The sequence below is a fragment of the Aeromicrobium sp. WCS2018Hpa-31 genome, assembly GCF_031843905.1.
GTDB lineage: Bacteria > Actinomycetota > Actinomycetes > Propionibacteriales > Nocardioidaceae > Aeromicrobium.
This window is the reverse complement of sequence record NZ_JAVTJF010000006.1, coordinates 257647-272662: the sequence shown is the minus strand read 5'-3', so window position 1 is coordinate 272662 and position 15016 is coordinate 257647. Positions and strand designations below refer to the sequence as shown.

Annotated in this window: 15 protein-coding genes; 6 read left to right on the top strand and 9 right to left on the bottom strand. The window is 72.2% G+C overall.

Annotation, left to right across the window (positions count from 1 at the left end; translation table 11 throughout):
* The first annotated feature begins 47 nt into the window (after positions 1-47).
* Together RQG84_RS10045 and RQG84_RS10040 are read left to right on the top strand one after the other, a co-directional pair.
* Positions 48-899: a hypothetical protein gene (locus RQG84_RS10045; protein ID WP_311209924.1), complete on the top strand. Its 852-nt coding sequence runs from the start codon at positions 48-50 to the stop codon at positions 897-899.
* Positions 900-974: 75 nt separating this feature from the next.
* Positions 975-1871 carry an alpha/beta fold hydrolase gene (locus tag RQG84_RS10040; RefSeq protein WP_311209923.1) on the top strand — a complete coding sequence of 299 codons (897 nt, stop codon included), beginning with the start codon at positions 975-977 and terminating at the stop codon, positions 1869-1871.
* Positions 1872-1883: 12 nt separating this feature from the next.
* Here the strand turns inward: RQG84_RS10040 and RQG84_RS10035 are convergent, their stop codons facing one another.
* The 4 genes from RQG84_RS10035 to gatC are packed head-to-tail and all read right to left on the bottom strand — an operon-like array spanning position 1884 to position 5910.
* On the bottom strand, positions 1884-2543 hold the full coding sequence (locus RQG84_RS10035) for a vancomycin high temperature exclusion protein (protein WP_311209922.1): 660 nt from the start codon (positions 2541-2543) through the stop codon (positions 1884-1886).
* A 39-nt stretch (positions 2544-2582) separates the two neighbouring features.
* Entirely contained in the window at positions 2583-4118 is a 1536-nt protein-coding gene (gatB, locus tag RQG84_RS10030) for an Asp-tRNA(Asn)/Glu-tRNA(Gln) amidotransferase subunit GatB (protein WP_311209921.1), read from the bottom strand.
* Entirely contained in the window at positions 4115-5611 is a 1497-nt protein-coding gene (gatA, locus tag RQG84_RS10025; RefSeq protein WP_311209920.1) for an Asp-tRNA(Asn)/Glu-tRNA(Gln) amidotransferase subunit GatA, read from the bottom strand. Before gatA ends, gatB begins: the two co-directional genes overlap by 4 nt.
* Positions 5611-5910, bottom strand: a complete 300-nt coding sequence (gatC, locus tag RQG84_RS10020; protein ID WP_055967141.1) for an Asp-tRNA(Asn)/Glu-tRNA(Gln) amidotransferase subunit GatC — start codon at positions 5908-5910, stop codon at positions 5611-5613. Before gatC ends, gatA begins: the two co-directional genes overlap by 1 nt.
* 89 nt (positions 5911-5999) lie before the next feature.
* Between gatC and ppk2 the strand changes: the two genes are divergently transcribed.
* Both ppk2 and RQG84_RS10010 read left to right on the top strand, forming a co-directional pair.
* Positions 6000-6896 carry a polyphosphate kinase 2 gene (gene ppk2, locus RQG84_RS10015; RefSeq protein ID WP_200914534.1) on the top strand — a complete coding sequence of 299 codons (897 nt, stop codon included), beginning with the start codon at positions 6000-6002 and terminating at the stop codon, positions 6894-6896.
* Between the two features lie 100 nt (positions 6897-6996).
* Positions 6997-7725: a cutinase family protein gene (locus RQG84_RS10010; RefSeq protein WP_311209919.1), complete on the top strand. Its 729-nt coding sequence runs from the start codon at positions 6997-6999 to the stop codon at positions 7723-7725.
* A 27-nt stretch (positions 7726-7752) separates the two neighbouring features.
* Here the strand turns inward: RQG84_RS10010 and RQG84_RS10005 are convergent, their stop codons facing one another.
* The gene (locus RQG84_RS10005; protein ID WP_311209918.1) at positions 7753-7998 is read right to left on the bottom strand and encodes a DUF1272 domain-containing protein; all 246 of its coding nucleotides are present in this window, start codon (positions 7996-7998) and stop codon (positions 7753-7755) included.
* 2 nt (positions 7999-8000) lie between these two features.
* The gene (gene ligA, locus RQG84_RS10000) at positions 8001-10193 is read right to left on the bottom strand and encodes an NAD-dependent DNA ligase LigA (RefSeq protein ID WP_311209917.1); all 2193 of its coding nucleotides are present in this window, start codon (positions 10191-10193) and stop codon (positions 8001-8003) included.
* A gap of 84 nt (positions 10194-10277) precedes the next feature.
* Between ligA and RQG84_RS09995 the strand changes: the two genes are divergently transcribed.
* Positions 10278-10454, top strand: a complete 177-nt coding sequence (locus RQG84_RS09995; protein WP_156364755.1) for a hypothetical protein — start codon at positions 10278-10280, stop codon at positions 10452-10454.
* Between the two features lie 729 nt (positions 10455-11183).
* Here RQG84_RS09995 and RQG84_RS09990 read toward each other — a convergent pair.
* The 3 genes from RQG84_RS09990 to RQG84_RS09980 are packed head-to-tail and all read right to left on the bottom strand — an operon-like array spanning position 11184 to position 14469.
* Positions 11184-12146: a methionine synthase gene (locus RQG84_RS09990; protein ID WP_311209916.1), complete on the bottom strand. Its 963-nt coding sequence runs from the start codon at positions 12144-12146 to the stop codon at positions 11184-11186.
* A complete protein-coding gene (gene mnmA / locus RQG84_RS09985; protein ID WP_311209915.1) occupies positions 12143-13252 on the bottom strand; it encodes a tRNA 2-thiouridine(34) synthase MnmA in 1110 nt (369 codons plus the stop codon). Before mnmA ends, RQG84_RS09990 begins: the two co-directional genes overlap by 4 nt.
* Positions 13252-14469, bottom strand: a complete 1218-nt coding sequence (locus tag RQG84_RS09980) for a cysteine desulfurase family protein (protein ID WP_311209914.1) — start codon at positions 14467-14469, stop codon at positions 13252-13254. Before RQG84_RS09980 ends, mnmA begins: the two co-directional genes overlap by 1 nt.
* A 62-nt stretch (positions 14470-14531) precedes the next feature.
* Between RQG84_RS09980 and RQG84_RS09975 the strand changes: the two genes are divergently transcribed.
* Positions 14532-15002 (top strand): DUF3995 domain-containing protein, encoded by a 471-nt coding sequence (locus tag RQG84_RS09975; RefSeq protein WP_311209913.1) that lies wholly within the window; start codon positions 14532-14534, stop codon positions 15000-15002.
* Positions 15003-15016: the final 14 nt, after the last annotated feature.

The following is a 15016-nucleotide window of genomic DNA, read 5'->3' as shown; positions in this document are numbered from 1 at the left end:
CCTATGCGTTCAGATAAGACAGAACCTGGACCTGGCACGATGGGCTGATGCGCATCGCTTGGGCCTGCGGGGCCGACTTCCGCGAGGTCGATGCCGACCTCCCTCTGCTCACCGCCGCCGTCGCGGAGGTCGGGATCGACGCCGAGACCGCCGTCTGGGACGACCCCGACGTCGACTGGGACTCCTACGACCTCGTGGTCGTGCGCTCGTGCTGGGACTACGTCCCGCGGCGCGACGCGTTCCTCGCCTGGGCCGACAGCGTGCCCCGGCTGGCGAACCCGGCCGGCGTGCTGCGCTGGAACACCGACAAGACGTACCTGCGCCAGCTCGTCGAGGCCGACGTGGCCGTGGTCGAGACGGCCTGGTCCGTCCGGTCCGCCGAGGCGTTGCCCGAGGCCGACGAGTGGGTCGTGAAGCCGACCATCTCCGCCGGATCCGCCGACACGGCGCGCTGGAGCGACCCCGAGCGGGCCGTCGCCCACAGCCGCAGCCTGCTCGACGCCGGCCGGCCGACCATGGTCCAGCCGTACGTCGCCTCCGTCGACACCGAGGGCGAGACCGGTCTGCTGCTCTTCGGCCGGACGTACTCCCACGCCTTCCGCAAGGGCGCACTGCTCGTGGGCGAGGGTGATCCCCGCGGGCTGCCCGAGCTGAAGGAGGACATCGCGTCGAGGGACGCCTCGCCCGAGCAGGTGGCCTTCGCCGAGCGCGCGGTGTCGGTGGCACGCGACCTGGTGGGCGACGACCTGCTCTACGCCCGGGTGGACGTGGTGACCGGACCCGACGGCGACCTGCGACTCATGGAGCTCGAGCTGACCGAGCCGTCGTTCTTCCTCGACCACACCCCCACCGGCGGCGCGGCGTTCGCGACCGCCCTGCAGCGTCGGCTCGGGATCTAGGGTGCCTCGGCCGCAAGGCACCGGTTCCGGCGAACGCGTTGCGGGCGGGGGCCGGAGGAGGCAGGATCGACGCCCGTGACCTCGACTCCCGGACTCGTGCGCTTCTACGACGTGACGAGTGCCGACGGCACACGCCTGAGGGCCTGGACGAACGACGCCGACGGCCCCACCGTGCTCCTGTGCAACGGGCTGGGGACCAACCCCTACGCGTGGCCCACGCTGCTGCGTCCGGACTGCGGCGTGCGCGTCGTCTCGTGGAACCACCGCGGTGTCGGCGGGTCGGCCCGGCCCAAGGACGGCCGGGTCGATCTGGATGCGTACGTGGAGGACGCCCTGGCGGTCATGGACCACGCCGGGATCGAGTCGGCCCCCCTGCTGAGCTGGTCGGCCGGGGTGACCGTGGCCTTCGAGCTGGCCGGACGCCACCCCGACAGGGTGGAGGGGGTCCTCGCCGTCGCGGGCGTGCCGGGCAACACCTTCGGCACGATGCTCGCGCCGCTGCACGTCCCGCCCTTCCTGGCCCGCCAGCTGATGGTGGGCCTGGCGCGCATCACCACCGTGACCGGGCACGGCATCGCCCCCCTGACGACCCGGATCCCCTGGACGCGTTCCACCACCAACATCCTGCGTCGCACCCGACTCATCGACCCCGCAGCCGACACCGCGGAGCTGCAGGCGATGGTGAAGGAGTTCTGCACGACCCACCCCGCCTGGTACGCGAAGCTCGCGCTGGGCGTGGCCGAGCACTCCCGCGTCTCGCTCTCCTCGATCGACGTGCCCACCACGTTCGTCTCCGGCCGGTGGGACGTGCTCACGGGCGCGCGCGACATGTACACCGCGTCGCAGGCCGTGAAGCGCTCCCGCTACCGCGAGCTCGACGCCACGCACTTCATCCCGGTCGAGCAGCCCGAGGTCGTGCGCGAGGAGCTGCGCATGCTGCTCGAGCGCATCGACGCGCTGCGCGGAGCCTGAGGCCGCACCCGCTCAGGCCGGCTCGTCCGCCCACGAGGCGCGACCGTCACCGGTGATGGGGATGGCCGGGCCCGGGGTGACCCGAGGCCGCAACGTCGCCTCGCCGAGGCCGCGGACGCGGGCGATCCACTCGCGCGCACGTCGACCGCCCTCGCTGACGACGTAGCCCTCGACGTCGAGACCGGCCGCGACGCCCAGGTCGACCGTCCGTGCCGCGTAGACGCCCTGGGTGACGACGATCGCGTCGTCGACCCCGAACACGTCCCGGGCGCGCCGCATGGTGTGCCACGTGCTGAAGCCCGCGTAGTCGGTGAAGACGTCGGCCGCGGGCACGCCGGCCTCGAGCACGGCCCGACGCATCGCGTCGGGCTCGTTGTAGGTGCTGGTGCCGTTGTCGCCCGACAGGAGGATCTTCTCGACCAGGCCCGCGTCGTGGAGGGCCACGGCAGCGCGCACGCGCTCCTCGACGGGCCGTCCGAGCGTGCCGTCCGGATAGACGCCGGCACCCGGAACGATCACGACCTGGGCCGGGCCGAGGTCGTCCACGTCACGGGTCAGGTCGTCGGAGGTCCGACCCACGACCACGAGGTTCGCGACCACCACCGACGAGCCGACGAGCGCGGTGACGGCGAGACCCGCGATCCGGAGGACGCGCGACGTGGACCGGCTCACGGGCCGACGCCGTCCGGAGCGCTCGTCATCGTGACGGGCTCATCCGCCGAGCTTCTCGAGGATCAGCTCGCGCACGCGCCCGGCGTCGGCCTGGCCCCGCATCTCCTTCATGACGGCGCCGATGAGCGCACCGGCGGCCTGCACCTTGCCGTCGCGGATCTTCTGGGCGACGTCGGGGTTCGCCGCGATGGCGGTGTCGACGGCGGCACCGAGCGCGCCGTCGTCGGACACGACCTCGAGCCCGCGCGCGGTCACGACCTCCTCGGGCGTGCCCTCGCCGGCCAGCACGCCCTCCAGCACCTGTCGGGCGAGCTTGTCGTTGACGCGACCCGAGTCGATCAACGCCTGCACGCCCGCCACTTGCTCCGGCGTGACGCCCAGCTCGTCGAGGCCGGTGCCGGACTCGTTGGCGCGGCGCGCCAGCTCGCCGAGCCACCACTTCTTCGCCGACACCGGGGTGGCCCCGGCCGCGACCGTGGCCACGACGAGCTCCAGCGCACCGGCACCCACGGTGTCGCGCATGTCGAGGTCGGAGAAGTCCCACTCCGCCTGCAGCCGCTTGCGTCGCTCGGCCGGCGGCTCGGGCAACGTGCCCCGCAGCTCGTCGACCCAGGCGCGCGACGGCGCGACCGGCGCGAGGTCGGGCTCGGGGAAGTAGCGGTAGTCGTCGGCGTCGGACTTGGGCCGACCCGGTGAGGTGGTGCCGTCGGACTCGTGGAAGTGCCGCGTCTCCTGCAGGATGCTCTGCCCGGCGTCGAGCACGCCAGCGTGCCGAGTCACCTCGAAGCGCACCGCCCGCTCGACCGAGCGGAAGGAGTTGACGTTCTTGGTCTCGCTGCGGGTGCCGAGCGTGGACGAGCCAGTCGGCTTGAGCGACAGGTTCACGTCGGCGCGCAGCGAACCCTGGTCCATGCGGGCGTCGGAGACGCCGAGCGCCACCATGAGGTCGCGCAGGTGCTGGACGTAGGCGCGCGCCACGAGCGGGGCCCGGTCGGCCGGCACCTCGATCGTGCGGGTGACGATCTCGATCAGCGGGATGCCGGCCCGGTTGTAGTCGAGCAGCGAGTGGTCGGCGCCGTGGATGCGTCCGGTGGCACCGCCGACGTGCAGCGACTTGCCGGTGTCCTCCTCCATGTGGGCGCGCTCGATCTCGATGCGGAACGTCTCCACCCCGCCGTCCGGCAGGGGGACGTCGAGGTCGACGAAGCCGTCGAAGGCGATCGGCTCGTCGTACTGCGACGTCTGGAAGTTCTTCGGCATGTCCGGGTAGAAGTAGTTCTTGCGGGCGAACCGGCACCACTCGGCGATCTCGCAGTTGAGCGCGAGCCCGATGCGGATGGCCGACTCGACCGCCTTGGCGTTCACGACGGGCAGCGCGCCCGGCAGGCCCAGGCAGACGGGGCACACCTGGGTGTTCGGCTCGGAGCCGAACACGGTGGCACAGCCGCAGAACATCTTCGTGGCGGTGTTCAGCTCGACGTGGACCTCGAGCCCGAGGACCGGGTCGTAGCGCTCGATCGCCTTCTCGAACGGGACGAGCGCAGGTGTGGTCGTGCTGCTGCTCTGGGTGCTCATCGGGTCGCTCCTGCGTCGATCTCGCTCAGCTGGGGTGCCGTGACGAGCCGCTCCAGGGCCGCCCCCACGTTGTACAGACGGTCGTCGGCCTGGGCCGGGGCGAGCACCTGCACACCGACCGGCAGGCCGGTGTCGCTCGCGAGCCCGACCGGGAGGCTGAGCCCCGGCACGCCGGCGAGGTTGGCCGGGATGGTGGCGATGTCCTCGAGGTACATGGCCAGCGGGTCGTCGCTCTTCTCCCCCAGGCGCCAGGCCGTGGTGGGAGCGGTGGGCGAGACCAGCACGTCGACCTGCTCGAACGCAGCCGCGAAGTCGCGCGCGACGAGCGTGCGCACCTTCTGCGCCGAGCCGTAGTAGGCGTCGTAGTAGCCGCTCGAGAGGGCGTACGTCCCGAGGATGATGCGGCGCTTGACCTCGTCGCCGAAGCCGGCGTCACGGCTGACGGCCATGACCTGCTCGGCACTGGGGCCGTCGACGCCGTCGGGCGCGACGCGGACGCCGTACCGCATGGCGTCGAAGCGGGCCAGGTTGCTGGACACCTCGCTCGGCATGACCAGGTAGTAGGCGGCGATGCCGTGCACGAAGCTCGGGCACGAGATCTCGACGACCTCGGCGCCCGCCTTGGCGAGCAGCTCGACGGACTCGTCGAAGCGCTGCTGGACGCCGGGCTGGAAGCCCTCTCCACCGAGCTCCTTCACGACACCGATGCGCAGGCCGGCGACGTCGCCGCGGCGGGCCGCGGCCACGACGTCAGGCGTCGGCGCGTCGATGCTGGTGGAGTCCATCGGGTCGTGTCCGGCGAGCACCTCGTGCAGCAGGGCGGCGTCGAGCACGGAGCGGGCCATCGGGCCGACCTGGTCGAGGCTGCTGGCCATGGCGATGACGCCGTAGCGCGAGACACCGCCGTACGTCGGCTTGACGCCCACGATGCCGGTCATGGCACCGGGCTGGCGGATGGATCCGCCCGTGTCGGTGCCGAGGGCCAGGGGCGCCTCGTAGCCGGCCACGGCGGCCGCGGACCCACCGCTGGAGCCGCCGGGGATGCGCTCGGTGTCCCAGGGGTTGCGCGCCGGCTTGTAGGCCGAGTGCTCGTTGGACGAGCCCATGGCGAACTCGTCGAGGTTGGTCTTGCCGAGGATCGGCAGACCCGCGGCACGCAGACGGCTGACGACGGTCGCGTCGTAGGGCGGGACCCAGCCCTCGAGGATGCGGGAGCCGGCCGTGGTGGGCTGGCCGACGGTGTTGATGAGGTCCTTCACGGCCACCGGGACGCCGGCGAGGGTCGCCAGCTGCTCGCCCGCTGCGCGTCGCGCGTCGACGTCGGCCGCCGTGGCCAGCGCACCCTCGGCGTCGACGTGCAGGAAGGCGCCGAGCCGCTCGTCGACGTCGGCGATGCGGTCGAGATGGGCCTGGGTGACGGCCACGGACGTGAGGGTGCCGCCGACGAGGCCGTCGGCGATCTCGGCGGCCTTGAGCCGGGTGAGGTCGCTCATCACTCCTCCCCGAGGATCTGTGGGACGAGGAAGCGCTGCTCCTCGCTCGCCGGGGCACCGGCAAGGGCCTCGTCGGGCGTCAGGCCGGGACGGACCTCGTCGGCACGGAACACGTTGCTGATCGGCACCGGGTGGCTCATCGGCTCGACGTCGTCGGCAGCGGCCTCCTGGACGGCGGCGACGTGGTCGAGGATCGCCGGGAGCTCGGCGCCGAGCCGGTCCAGCTCGTCCTCGCTGAGCGAGATGCGCGCGAGGCTCGCCAGGTGGGCGACGTCCTCACGCGAGATGGCCGACGACATGCGTCTCCCTTGCAGGCTCGGGTGCGGGTACCGACCCATCGTAGTGACGTGTCACCTGGCGTTCACCACGCTCCCCTAGCCTCCCGCTCGTGATCGACACCGTGGCCGCCCAGCACCTCACCGACTTCACCGTCGACGACTCCGACGACGACGACCCCGTGCTCCTGGATCCCTCCGGCGTGCCGGTGGACACCTGGCGCGAGGGCTACCCCTACGGCGAGCGCCTCGACCGCACGACGTACGACCTGGAGAAGCGGCTGCTGCAGATCGAGCTGATCAAGCTGCAGCGCTGGGTGAAGGACACCGGGCAGCGGGTCGTGATGGTGTTCGAGGGACGCGACGCGGCCGGCAAGGGCGGCACGATCAAGCGGTTCACCGAGAACCTCAACCCGCGCGGCGCCCGTGTGGTGGCCCTCGTGAAGCCGACCGAGCGCGAGCAGGGCCAGTGGTACTTCCAGCGCTACGTCCACCACCTGCCCACGACCGGCGAGCTCACGTTCTTCGACCGGTCCTGGTACAACCGCGCCGGTGTCGAGCGGGTGATGGGCTTCTGCACGCCCGACCAGTACACCGAGTTCCTCAAGCAGGCGCCGGCGTTCGAGAAGATGCTCGTCAACGACGGCATCCACGTCGTGAAGTTCTGGTTCTCGGTCTCGCGCGCCGAGCAGCTGACCCGGTTCACGATCCGCCAGATCGATCCGGTGCGGCAGTGGAAGCTCTCGCCCATGGACCTCGCCTCCCTCGACAAGTGGGACGCCTACACCGAGGCCAAGGAGGCGATGTTCCGCAGGACGGACACGAAGCACTCCCCCTGGACGGTCGTGAAGAGCAACGACAAGAAGCGTGCCCGCTTGGAGGCCATGCGCCACGTGCTGCACCGCTTCGACTACCCCGGCAAGGACCACGAGGTCGTCCGCATCCCCGACCCGCTCGTCGTGGGCGCGGCGGCCGACCTCTTCGACCCGGACGACGCCGACGTGGACTGAGTGCCGCTCGTCGGTCGCGCCCGCCGGACCGGCGCGGCCGAGCCGTGGGAGGGCGGAGGCACCCGCGGGCACCTCGTCGGCCGCCTGCCATGCTCGAGGGATGCCCCCCTTCCCCCGCCTGCTCCTGCCCCTGGTCGCCTGCGTCCTCGTGCTGACGGGGTGCTCCGCGGCCGGGAACGACGGACTCCCTGAGGCCGCCGACGGGTGCCCCCAGGTGCAGGTCGTCGGGGTCCGTGGGCAGTCGCAGTCGCTCGACAAGAACCGTGGCCTGGGCACCGAGGTCGACGGGGTGGTCACCGACCTCGAGGAGCGGCTCGCCGAGAAGGGCGTGGACGACATCGACGTCGACGCGGTCCGGCACCGCAGCCGTGACGCCTCCGACGTCGACGTCTACGAGGCCGACGTCGACCAGGGCCGACGGCTGCTGGCCCGCCGGCTCACCGCGTCGGTCCGGGACTGCCCGGAGGCACGACTGGCGGTCGTCGGCTTCAGCCAGGGCGCACAGATCGCCCAGGAGACGCTCGCCGACCGGCCCGCACTCGCCCGTCGCGTCGACGCGCTCGCGCTCATCGGCAGCCCGCGGCACGACCCGGATGCCCCGTTCATCCGTCCGGACCTCCCTGGTTCGGAGGCCACGCTCGACGGCAGCCTGGGCGCCGGTCCGGACCTCGGTGCGCTCGCCGACCGGACGGTGGATGCCTGCCTGACCCGCGACGTAGTGTGTGACGCCGATGGGGGCACCGACTACACCGTGCACAAGACCGGATACGAGGACGCGGCCATCACGAGCCAGGTCGCCCGCGCCCTGCAGCGCCTTCTGCTGGGCTGAGTCAGGACAACCGGACGGAGGAGATCGTCACGTCCGGGTCAGGCAGTCCGGAACGTGCACCCGTGTCGTCGACGGCGGGTGCGCCACGAGCCTGGAGGGCGACGGGGCCGGCCGGCGGACGAGCTCGCCGCCGCAGTTCGGGCACGTGAGGTCGAGCCGGCCCTCGGCGCAGTCGCGGCACCACGTGCACTCGTAGGTGCAGATGAAGACGTCGCGGCTCGTGGGCGCCAGGTCGACGTCGCAGCACTCACAGCTCGGACGAAGCTCCAGCACGGTCAGGCCTCACCCTCGGCGTCCGGCGCGTCGGCCCCGTCCTCGTCGTGGGCACCGTCGTCCACGTCGGAGTCGTCGTCCTCGGCCGCAGGAGGCCCGTCGGCGAGCAGCTTCTTGAAGCCGTCCTCGTCGAGGATCGGGACGCCCAGCTGCTCGGCCTTCTCGGCCTTGGAGCCCGGACTGTCCCCGACGACCACGTAGTCGGTCTTCTTGCTCACCGAGCCCGATGCCTTGCCGCCGTGGGCGATGATCGCCTCCTTGACGGAGTCGCGGGTGAAGTCCTGCAGGGACCCGGTGACGACCACGGTGAGACCCTCGAGCGTGCGCACGATGCTGTCGTCGCGCTCGTCGGCCATGCGGACGCCCGCGGCCTCCCACGCATCGACGATGCCGCGGTGCCAGTCGACGGTGAACCAGTCCACGACGGCGTCGGCGATCGTGGGACCGACGCCCTCGGCCGCCGCGAGCTCCTCGGCGCTGGCCGTGCGGATGGCCTCCATGGTGACGAACTCGGTGGCGAGCGCCCGTGCTGCCGTGGGACCGACGTGGCGGATGGACAGGGCCACGAGCACCCGCCACAGCGGCTGGGTCTTCGCCTTCTCCAGACCGTCGAGGAACTTGCGACCGTTGGTGGAGAGCACGGTGTCGTCCGGACCCAGGACCGGGGCGTCCGGCGCTCCGGCGGCCACCGCCTCCTTCTCCGCCTTCTTCGCCGCTCGGCGGTAGAGCGGCACGGTGAGCAGCTGCTGCTCGGTCAGAGCGAAGAGTCCGCCCTCGTCGACGAGCACCCCGGACTCGAGCAACGCCACGGCGCCCTCCCAGCCGAACACCTCGATGTCGAACGCTCCACGGCTGCCCACGTGGGTGAGTCGCTCCCGCAGCTGCGACGGGCAGGAGCGCTGGTTGGGACACCGGATGTCGGCGTCGCCCTCCTTGGCCGGGGCCAGGGGCGTGCCGCAGGACGGGCACTCGGTGGGCATGACGAACTCGCGCTCGGTGCCGTCGCGCAGCGCGACGACGGGCCCGACGATCTCGGGGATCACGTCACCGGCCTTGCGCAGCACCACCATGTCGCCGATGAGCACGCCCTTGCGCTTGACCTCGTGCTGGTTGTGCAGCGTGGCCATCTCGACCGTGGACCCGGCCACCTTGGCCGGCTCCATGAGCCCGAAGGGCGTGACGCGGCCCGTGCGGCCCACGTTCACGAGGATGTCCTTGAGCCGGGTGTTGACCTCCTCCGGCGGGTACTTGAACGCGATCGCCCATCGCGGCGCGCGGGAGGTGGAGCCCAGGCGTCCCTGCAGCGCCACCTGGTCGACCTTGACCACCACTCCGTCGATGTCGTGCTCGACGTCGTGGCGGTGCTCGCCGTAGTGCTCGATGAACTCCTGGACCGCGTCGAGGCCGGTGACGACCCTGGCCCGGTCCGACGTCGGTAGTCCCCATGCCTTCAGCGCGTCGTAGGCCTCGGACTGCCGCTCGGGCCGGAAGCCCTCGCGGTAGCCGAGGCCGTGGCAGACCATGGACAGCGGCCGCGAGGCCGTGACCGAGGAGTCCTTCATGCGCAGGGTGCCGGCCGCGGCGTTGCGCGGGTTGGCGAACGGGTTGTTGCCGGCCTCGGCCCAGGCAGCGTTGAAGTCGTCGAACGCCTGCGTGGGGAAGTAGACCTCGCCCCGGACCTCGACGTAGGCGGGCACCGGGAACTCGTCCGTCGCGGAGAGACGGTGCGGGATCGCCTTGATCGTGCGGACGTTCTCGGTGACGTCCTCCCCCACCCGACCGTCGCCACGGGTGACACCGCGGGTGAGGACACCGTCCTCGTAGGTCAGGCTGATGGCGAGGCCGTCGACCTTGAGCTCGCACAGGAACTCGGCGTCGCCCGCGCCGTCGCGCTCGAGCCGCCCGTACCAGGCCTCGAGCTCCTCGCGGCTGAACGCGTTGTCGAGGCTGAGCATCCGCTCACGGTGCTCGTAGGCCTCGAACGAGGAGGAGACCATGCCGCCCACCTGCTGGGTGGGCGAGTCGGGCGTGCGGAGCTCGGGCAGCTGCTCCTCCAGCGTCTCGAGCTCGCGCACGAGGGCGTCGTACTCGCCGTCGGAGATGGTCGGCGCATCGTCGCGGTGGTAGCGCTGGCGGTGCTCGTCGACCTGCTCGGCCAGCTCCTTGTGCCGCTGCCGCAGGTCGTCGTCGCTCATGCGTCAGACGATATCGGCGCCCGCCGACACGTGCGCCGCGAGTCGCGGGGTGCACCGGTGCCGACGACCTGGCACGGTGGACGCATGAGCACTCGACGTCTCGTCCCGATCGTCCTCGGCGCTCTCCTCGTGGTGGCCGGGCTCGTGGGGTTCTTCGCCCTCGACGGGCTCACGGCCGACGTGGTGTGCGGCGTGGCCGTGGTCGTCGGCATCGCGGTCGTGCGGCTCGGCAGTCGTCCGGCCCGCGACGAGATCGTGTGAGAGCCATGGCGCTGCGTCGCTGCGGCTGAACCTTCGCTGGTGCGCTTCCCCGGCGGGGCTCTCGCTCACTGCTGCGCTTCCCGGCTGGGCCCTCGATTGCTGCTGCGTCGCTGCGGCTGCGAGTCGGCTCGGTCTCCGAGAGGGCCTCGACCGGCGGAGGGGTCCGGGCTCGGTCGGTCTCTCGGAGCGTGGCTCGGGGGACGCAAGGTTCTGCGTTCGTGCATGAAGAGTCGAAGGATGCTGCATTCGTGTTCGGATCCCGTCGTGTACGCAGCATCGTTCGGGCTTCTGCACGCGAAGGCAGAATCCTGCGTCCAGCGGGGCTTCGGTCCGCGGCGGGTGGGCAGGGATTCTCCTTCTGCGCGGACCGTTCCACGAGAAGGGAGAATCCCTGCCATTACGGGGCCGTTTTCGTCGCCACGGTTCTTCCTTCGTGAGGCACGGTCCACGCGAAGGAAGCATCGTGCGTGGATCACGCGCAGAGGGAGAATCGTGGCTGCGCCCCGCAGGCCCGCCCGGGTCGAGACCCACCGGTCCGGTCGAGGCCCTCTCGGAGACCGAGCCGACTCGCAGCCGCAGCGACGCAGCAGCATGCGAAAGCCCAGCCGGAGCCGCGCAGCAGCAAGGACGTACCCACCCGAGCCACGCAGCAGCAGGTCGCACGCAACCGCGGGCAGCGAAGGCCTACGTGAGCCGCACAGAGGGTAGCCGCAGCGCCCTCGACGGTGGTCAGCCCGCGAGGGCGGCGAGCTCGGCCAGCACCTGGCGGGCGTGGGCCGGGGTGGCCCCGGCCAGGCCGCAGGACGGCGTGACGACCACCCGGTCGTGCCAGGCGTCCTCGGCGAAGCCCAGACGGTCGAACCACGCCTCGAGCGTGCGACGGGACGCGGCCGGGTCGAGCATGGCGTCGGTCGACGGGAGGATGCCGGGCCACAGGTCCGTCCCCGCCTCGAACGCCTCGGCCCAGGCGTCGCCTCCGGAGGAGGTGTCGAGCGACAGGTCGAAGGAGATCGCGTCGAAGCCCGCGCCGCGGAGCAGGGTGACGGGCAGGTCCGGAGCGCACGAGTGCACGACCGGCCTCGCTCCCGCCGCCCGCACCGCGTCGACGACGACCCGCAGCAGGGCGTCGGCCTCCGGCGGGTGCACGGTGCGGTAGCGCCCGAAGCCCGACGAGGTCGGGACCTGGGCGGACAGCACGGCCGGAAGCAACGGCTCGTCCACCTGCAGCACCAGCTCGGCGCCGGGGAACCGGCGGCGCAGCGACGCGACGTGGTCGGTGAGGCCCGACGCGAGCGCGTGGGCGAGGTCGCGCCGTGCTCCGTGGTCCGAGAGCACCTTCTCCCCCCGCTGCAGCTCCACGGTCGCAGCGAGCGTCCACGGCCCGGCGACCTGCTGCTTGACGGCACCCTGCCGGCCCTGCGCCAGCTCCTCCACGACGTCGAGGTCCTGGGCGAGCAGCGACCTGGCGCGACGGTGGTCCACGCCCGACGCGTCGAGCAGCCGCCATCCACCGGGCTGCAGGTCCGCCCCCAGCCCCTCCAGGAACGCGAGCGAACGGCCGATCATCTGCGCGCCGACGCCTCGAGCCGGCAGCTCGGGGACGAAGGCCAGGTCGTCGAGCGTGCCGAGCACGGCCTTGACCGACTCGGCGTAGTCCTCCCCCGGCATCGAGCCGACGCCCGTGGCCCTCACCGCACGGGCCCGGAGGGGGTGCTGCTGCGGCTCGTCGCGGTGATCGTGGCCGACCCGACCACGCGGGTCCCGACGTAGACCACGGCGGCCTGACCGGGGGCGATGCCCTCGGCGGGGTCGACGAGGTCGACGTGCACCCGGCCGTCGTCGAGCACCTCCACGACCGCCCGGTGCTCGGCACCGTGGGCGCGCAGCTGCACCGTGCACTCCAGCGGTCCGTCGGGCGCGGCTCCGCACCACAGCGGTCGGTCCGCCTCGAGGGTGTCGACGAGCAGGTGCTCGCGCGGACCGACGGTGACCGTGCCGGAGACGGGCTCGATGTCGAGCACGAAGCGTGGCTTGCCGTCGTCAGCCGGGACGCCGAGACGCAGACCGCGCCGCTGTCCGATCGTGTAGGCGTAGGCACCGTCGTGCTCGCGCAGCACCGCACCCTGCTCGTCGACGACCACGCCCGGTCGCGGTCCCAGCTTCTCGGCCAGCCAACCGGCGTTGTCACCGTCGGCGACGAAGCAGATGTCGTGGCTGTCGGGCTTGGTGGCGACCTGCAGGCCGCGCCGTGCCGCCTCGTCGCGGACGTCGGTCTTGACCGAGCCGCCGAGGGGGAAGTGCGAGTGACGCAGCTGGTCCTGCGTGAGCACGCCCAGCACGTAGCTCTGGTCCTTGCCGGCGTCCTCCGAGCGGTGCATCTCGACCGTGCCGTCGGTCGCGGTGCTCAGCTGCGCGTAGTGCCCCGTCACCACGCCGTCGAAGCCGAGCGCGAGGGCGCGGTCGAGCACGGCCGCGAACTTGATCTTCTCGTTGCAGCGCAGACACGGGTTGGGGGTCCGACCCGCGGCGTACTCGGAGACGAAGTCGTCGACCACCTCGTCGGCGAACTCGGCGCTCATGTCCCACACGTAGAACGGGATGCCCAGCGCGTCGGCGGCACGTCGGGCGTCGCCGGCGTCCTCGATGGAGCAGCACCCACGGGCACCGGACCGGTACGACCGGGGGTTGCGGCTCAGGGCCAGGTGCACCCCGGTCACGTCGTGGCCGGCGTCGACGGCACGCGCGGCCGCCACGGCCGAGTCGACACCCCCGGACATGGCCGCGACGAGGCGGGCCATCAACGGCTCCGCACGAGAGAGGCGCGGACGGCACGCTCGTGCACCTGGGGCAGCACCGCGAGCAGCCGGTCGACGTCGGCCTCGGTGCTGGTGTGGCCGAGGCTCAGCCGCAGCGAACCGCGAGCCGCGGCGTCGTCGTAGCCCATCGCGAGCAGCACGTGGCTGGGCTGGGGAACCCCGGCCTGGCAGGCGGAGCCGGTGGACACCTCCACCCCCTGCGCGTCGAGCAGCATGAGCATCGCGTCGCCCTCGCACCCCGGGAACGTCACGTGCGCGATGTTGGGCAGACGGTGGTCCGGCCCGGGCTCCGGGTCCCCGTTGACGATCGCGTCGGGAACGATCCGCCCGATGCCGTCGACGAGCCGCCGCCTCAGCCCCTCGATGCGTGCCGAGACCTCCGCCTGGCGGTGCACCGTGAGCTCCAGCGCCCGGGCGAAGGAGGCGATGAGCGCCACGCCGACGGTGCCCGAGCGGAGGTCGCGCTCCTGGCCGCCGCCGTGGACCAGCGGCACCGGTGTCACCTCGCGGCGCACCAGCAGCGCTCCGACGCCGACCGGCCCCCCGAGCTTGTGGGCCGTGACGGTCATGGCGTCCAGGTGCGAGCCGGCGAAGTCGAGCGGGAGGTAGCCCGCGGCCTGGACGGCGTCGCTGTGGACCGGGATGCCGTGCTCGCGAGCCAGGGCCACGACGTCGGCCACGGGCTGGATCGTGCCCATCTCGTTGTTGGCCCACATGGTCGTCACGACGGCCACCGACGCCGGGTCGGACTCGATCTGACCGCGCAGGGCGTCGACGACGACCCGGCCCTGACGGTCCACGGGGGTCGTGTCGATGCGGGCGCCCTCGTGCGCCGCCAGCCAGGTCACGGGGTCGAGCAGGGCGTGGTGCTCGATGGAGCTGAACAGGACGCGGTCCCGCGCCGAGGACTCGTCGTGCCGCGCCCAGTAGAGACCCTTGATCGCGAGGTTGTTGGCCTCCGTCCCCCCGGACGTGAACACCACCTCGCTGGGCCGTGCGCCGAGACACTCGGCGATCACCTCGCGCGACTCCTCGACCACGCGCCGGGCCGCCCGACCCGACGTGTGCAGGCTCGATGCGTTGCCCGTGCGGGCGAGCTGGTCGGCGAGCACCGCGGCGGCCTCGGGATGCATCGGCGTCGTGGCCGCGTGGTCGAGGTACACGGCGTCGAGGCTCGAGGAGGGATCGGACGAGGTCATGGCTCTCCCAGCGTAGTCACTGGCCCCGAGGCCGGCAGGTACGCTCCCGTCGGGGGTGGTCCATGAGCACCGTGCAGACGTCGGCGCCACGCGGGTGGCTGGTGGTGGCCACCGTGCTGGGGGCGGCTCACGCCGGGATCAGCCTGCTCTGGCTGCTCGGCTCGACCTGGCTGCTCGACACGGTCGGCGAGCCGTTCGTGTCGTGGGGCACCGACCGGGGCGCCGGAGTGCTCGCTGCACTGGCCGCGGTCGTGGTCGCCAAGCTCGTCGTCGTGGCGCTGGTCGTCGTCGCGGTGCTGCACGGCCGGTTCCACCGCCTGGCCGCCCTCGCCGCCGGGGCGCTGCTGGTCTACGGGGCACTCATGACCGTCGGCAACGCCGCCGTGGCCCTCGACCTGATCAGCTCCTCCGACAGCGCCGACCTCAGGGCGATCCGCTGGCACGCTGCGCTCTGGGACCCGTGGTTCGCCCTCTGGGGCGCAGCCGGACTTCTCGCGCTCCGGGCGACACGTCGCTCCCGCACCACGACCTGACGCCCGACCCGAGG

What these genes read in the sequence shown, in the direction of transcription:
- ligA (WP_311209917.1), bottom strand. Translation starts at nt 10,193, where the DNA reads ATGAGCGACGACGACCTGCGGCAGCGGCACAAGGAGCTGGCCGAGCAG.
- RQG84_RS09995 (WP_156364755.1), top strand. Translation starts at nt 10,278, where the DNA reads ATGAGCACTCGACGTCTCGTCCCGATCGTCCTCGGCGCTCTCCTCGTG.
- mnmA (WP_311209915.1), bottom strand. Translation starts at nt 13,252, where the DNA reads ATGGCCCGCCTCGTCGCGGCCATGTCCGGGGGTGTCGACTCGGCCGTG.
- RQG84_RS10010 (WP_311209919.1), top strand. Translation starts at nt 6,997, where the DNA reads ATGCCCCCCTTCCCCCGCCTGCTCCTGCCCCTGGTCGCCTGCGTCCTC.
- gatB (WP_311209921.1), bottom strand. Translation starts at nt 4,118, where the DNA reads ATGAGCACCCAGAGCAGCAGCACGACCACACCTGCGCTCGTCCCGTTC.
- RQG84_RS09975 (WP_311209913.1), top strand. Translation starts at nt 14,532, where the DNA reads ATGAGCACCGTGCAGACGTCGGCGCCACGCGGGTGGCTGGTGGTGGCC.
- RQG84_RS10045 (WP_311209924.1), top strand. Translation starts at nt 48, where the DNA reads ATGCGCATCGCTTGGGCCTGCGGGGCCGACTTCCGCGAGGTCGATGCC.
- RQG84_RS09980 (WP_311209914.1), bottom strand. Translation starts at nt 14,469, where the DNA reads ATGACCTCGTCCGATCCCTCCTCGAGCCTCGACGCCGTGTACCTCGAC.
- gatC (WP_055967141.1), bottom strand. Translation starts at nt 5,910, where the DNA reads ATGTCGTCGGCCATCTCGCGTGAGGACGTCGCCCACCTGGCGAGCCTC.
- gatA (WP_311209920.1), bottom strand. Translation starts at nt 5,611, where the DNA reads ATGAGCGACCTCACCCGGCTCAAGGCCGCCGAGATCGCCGACGGCCTC.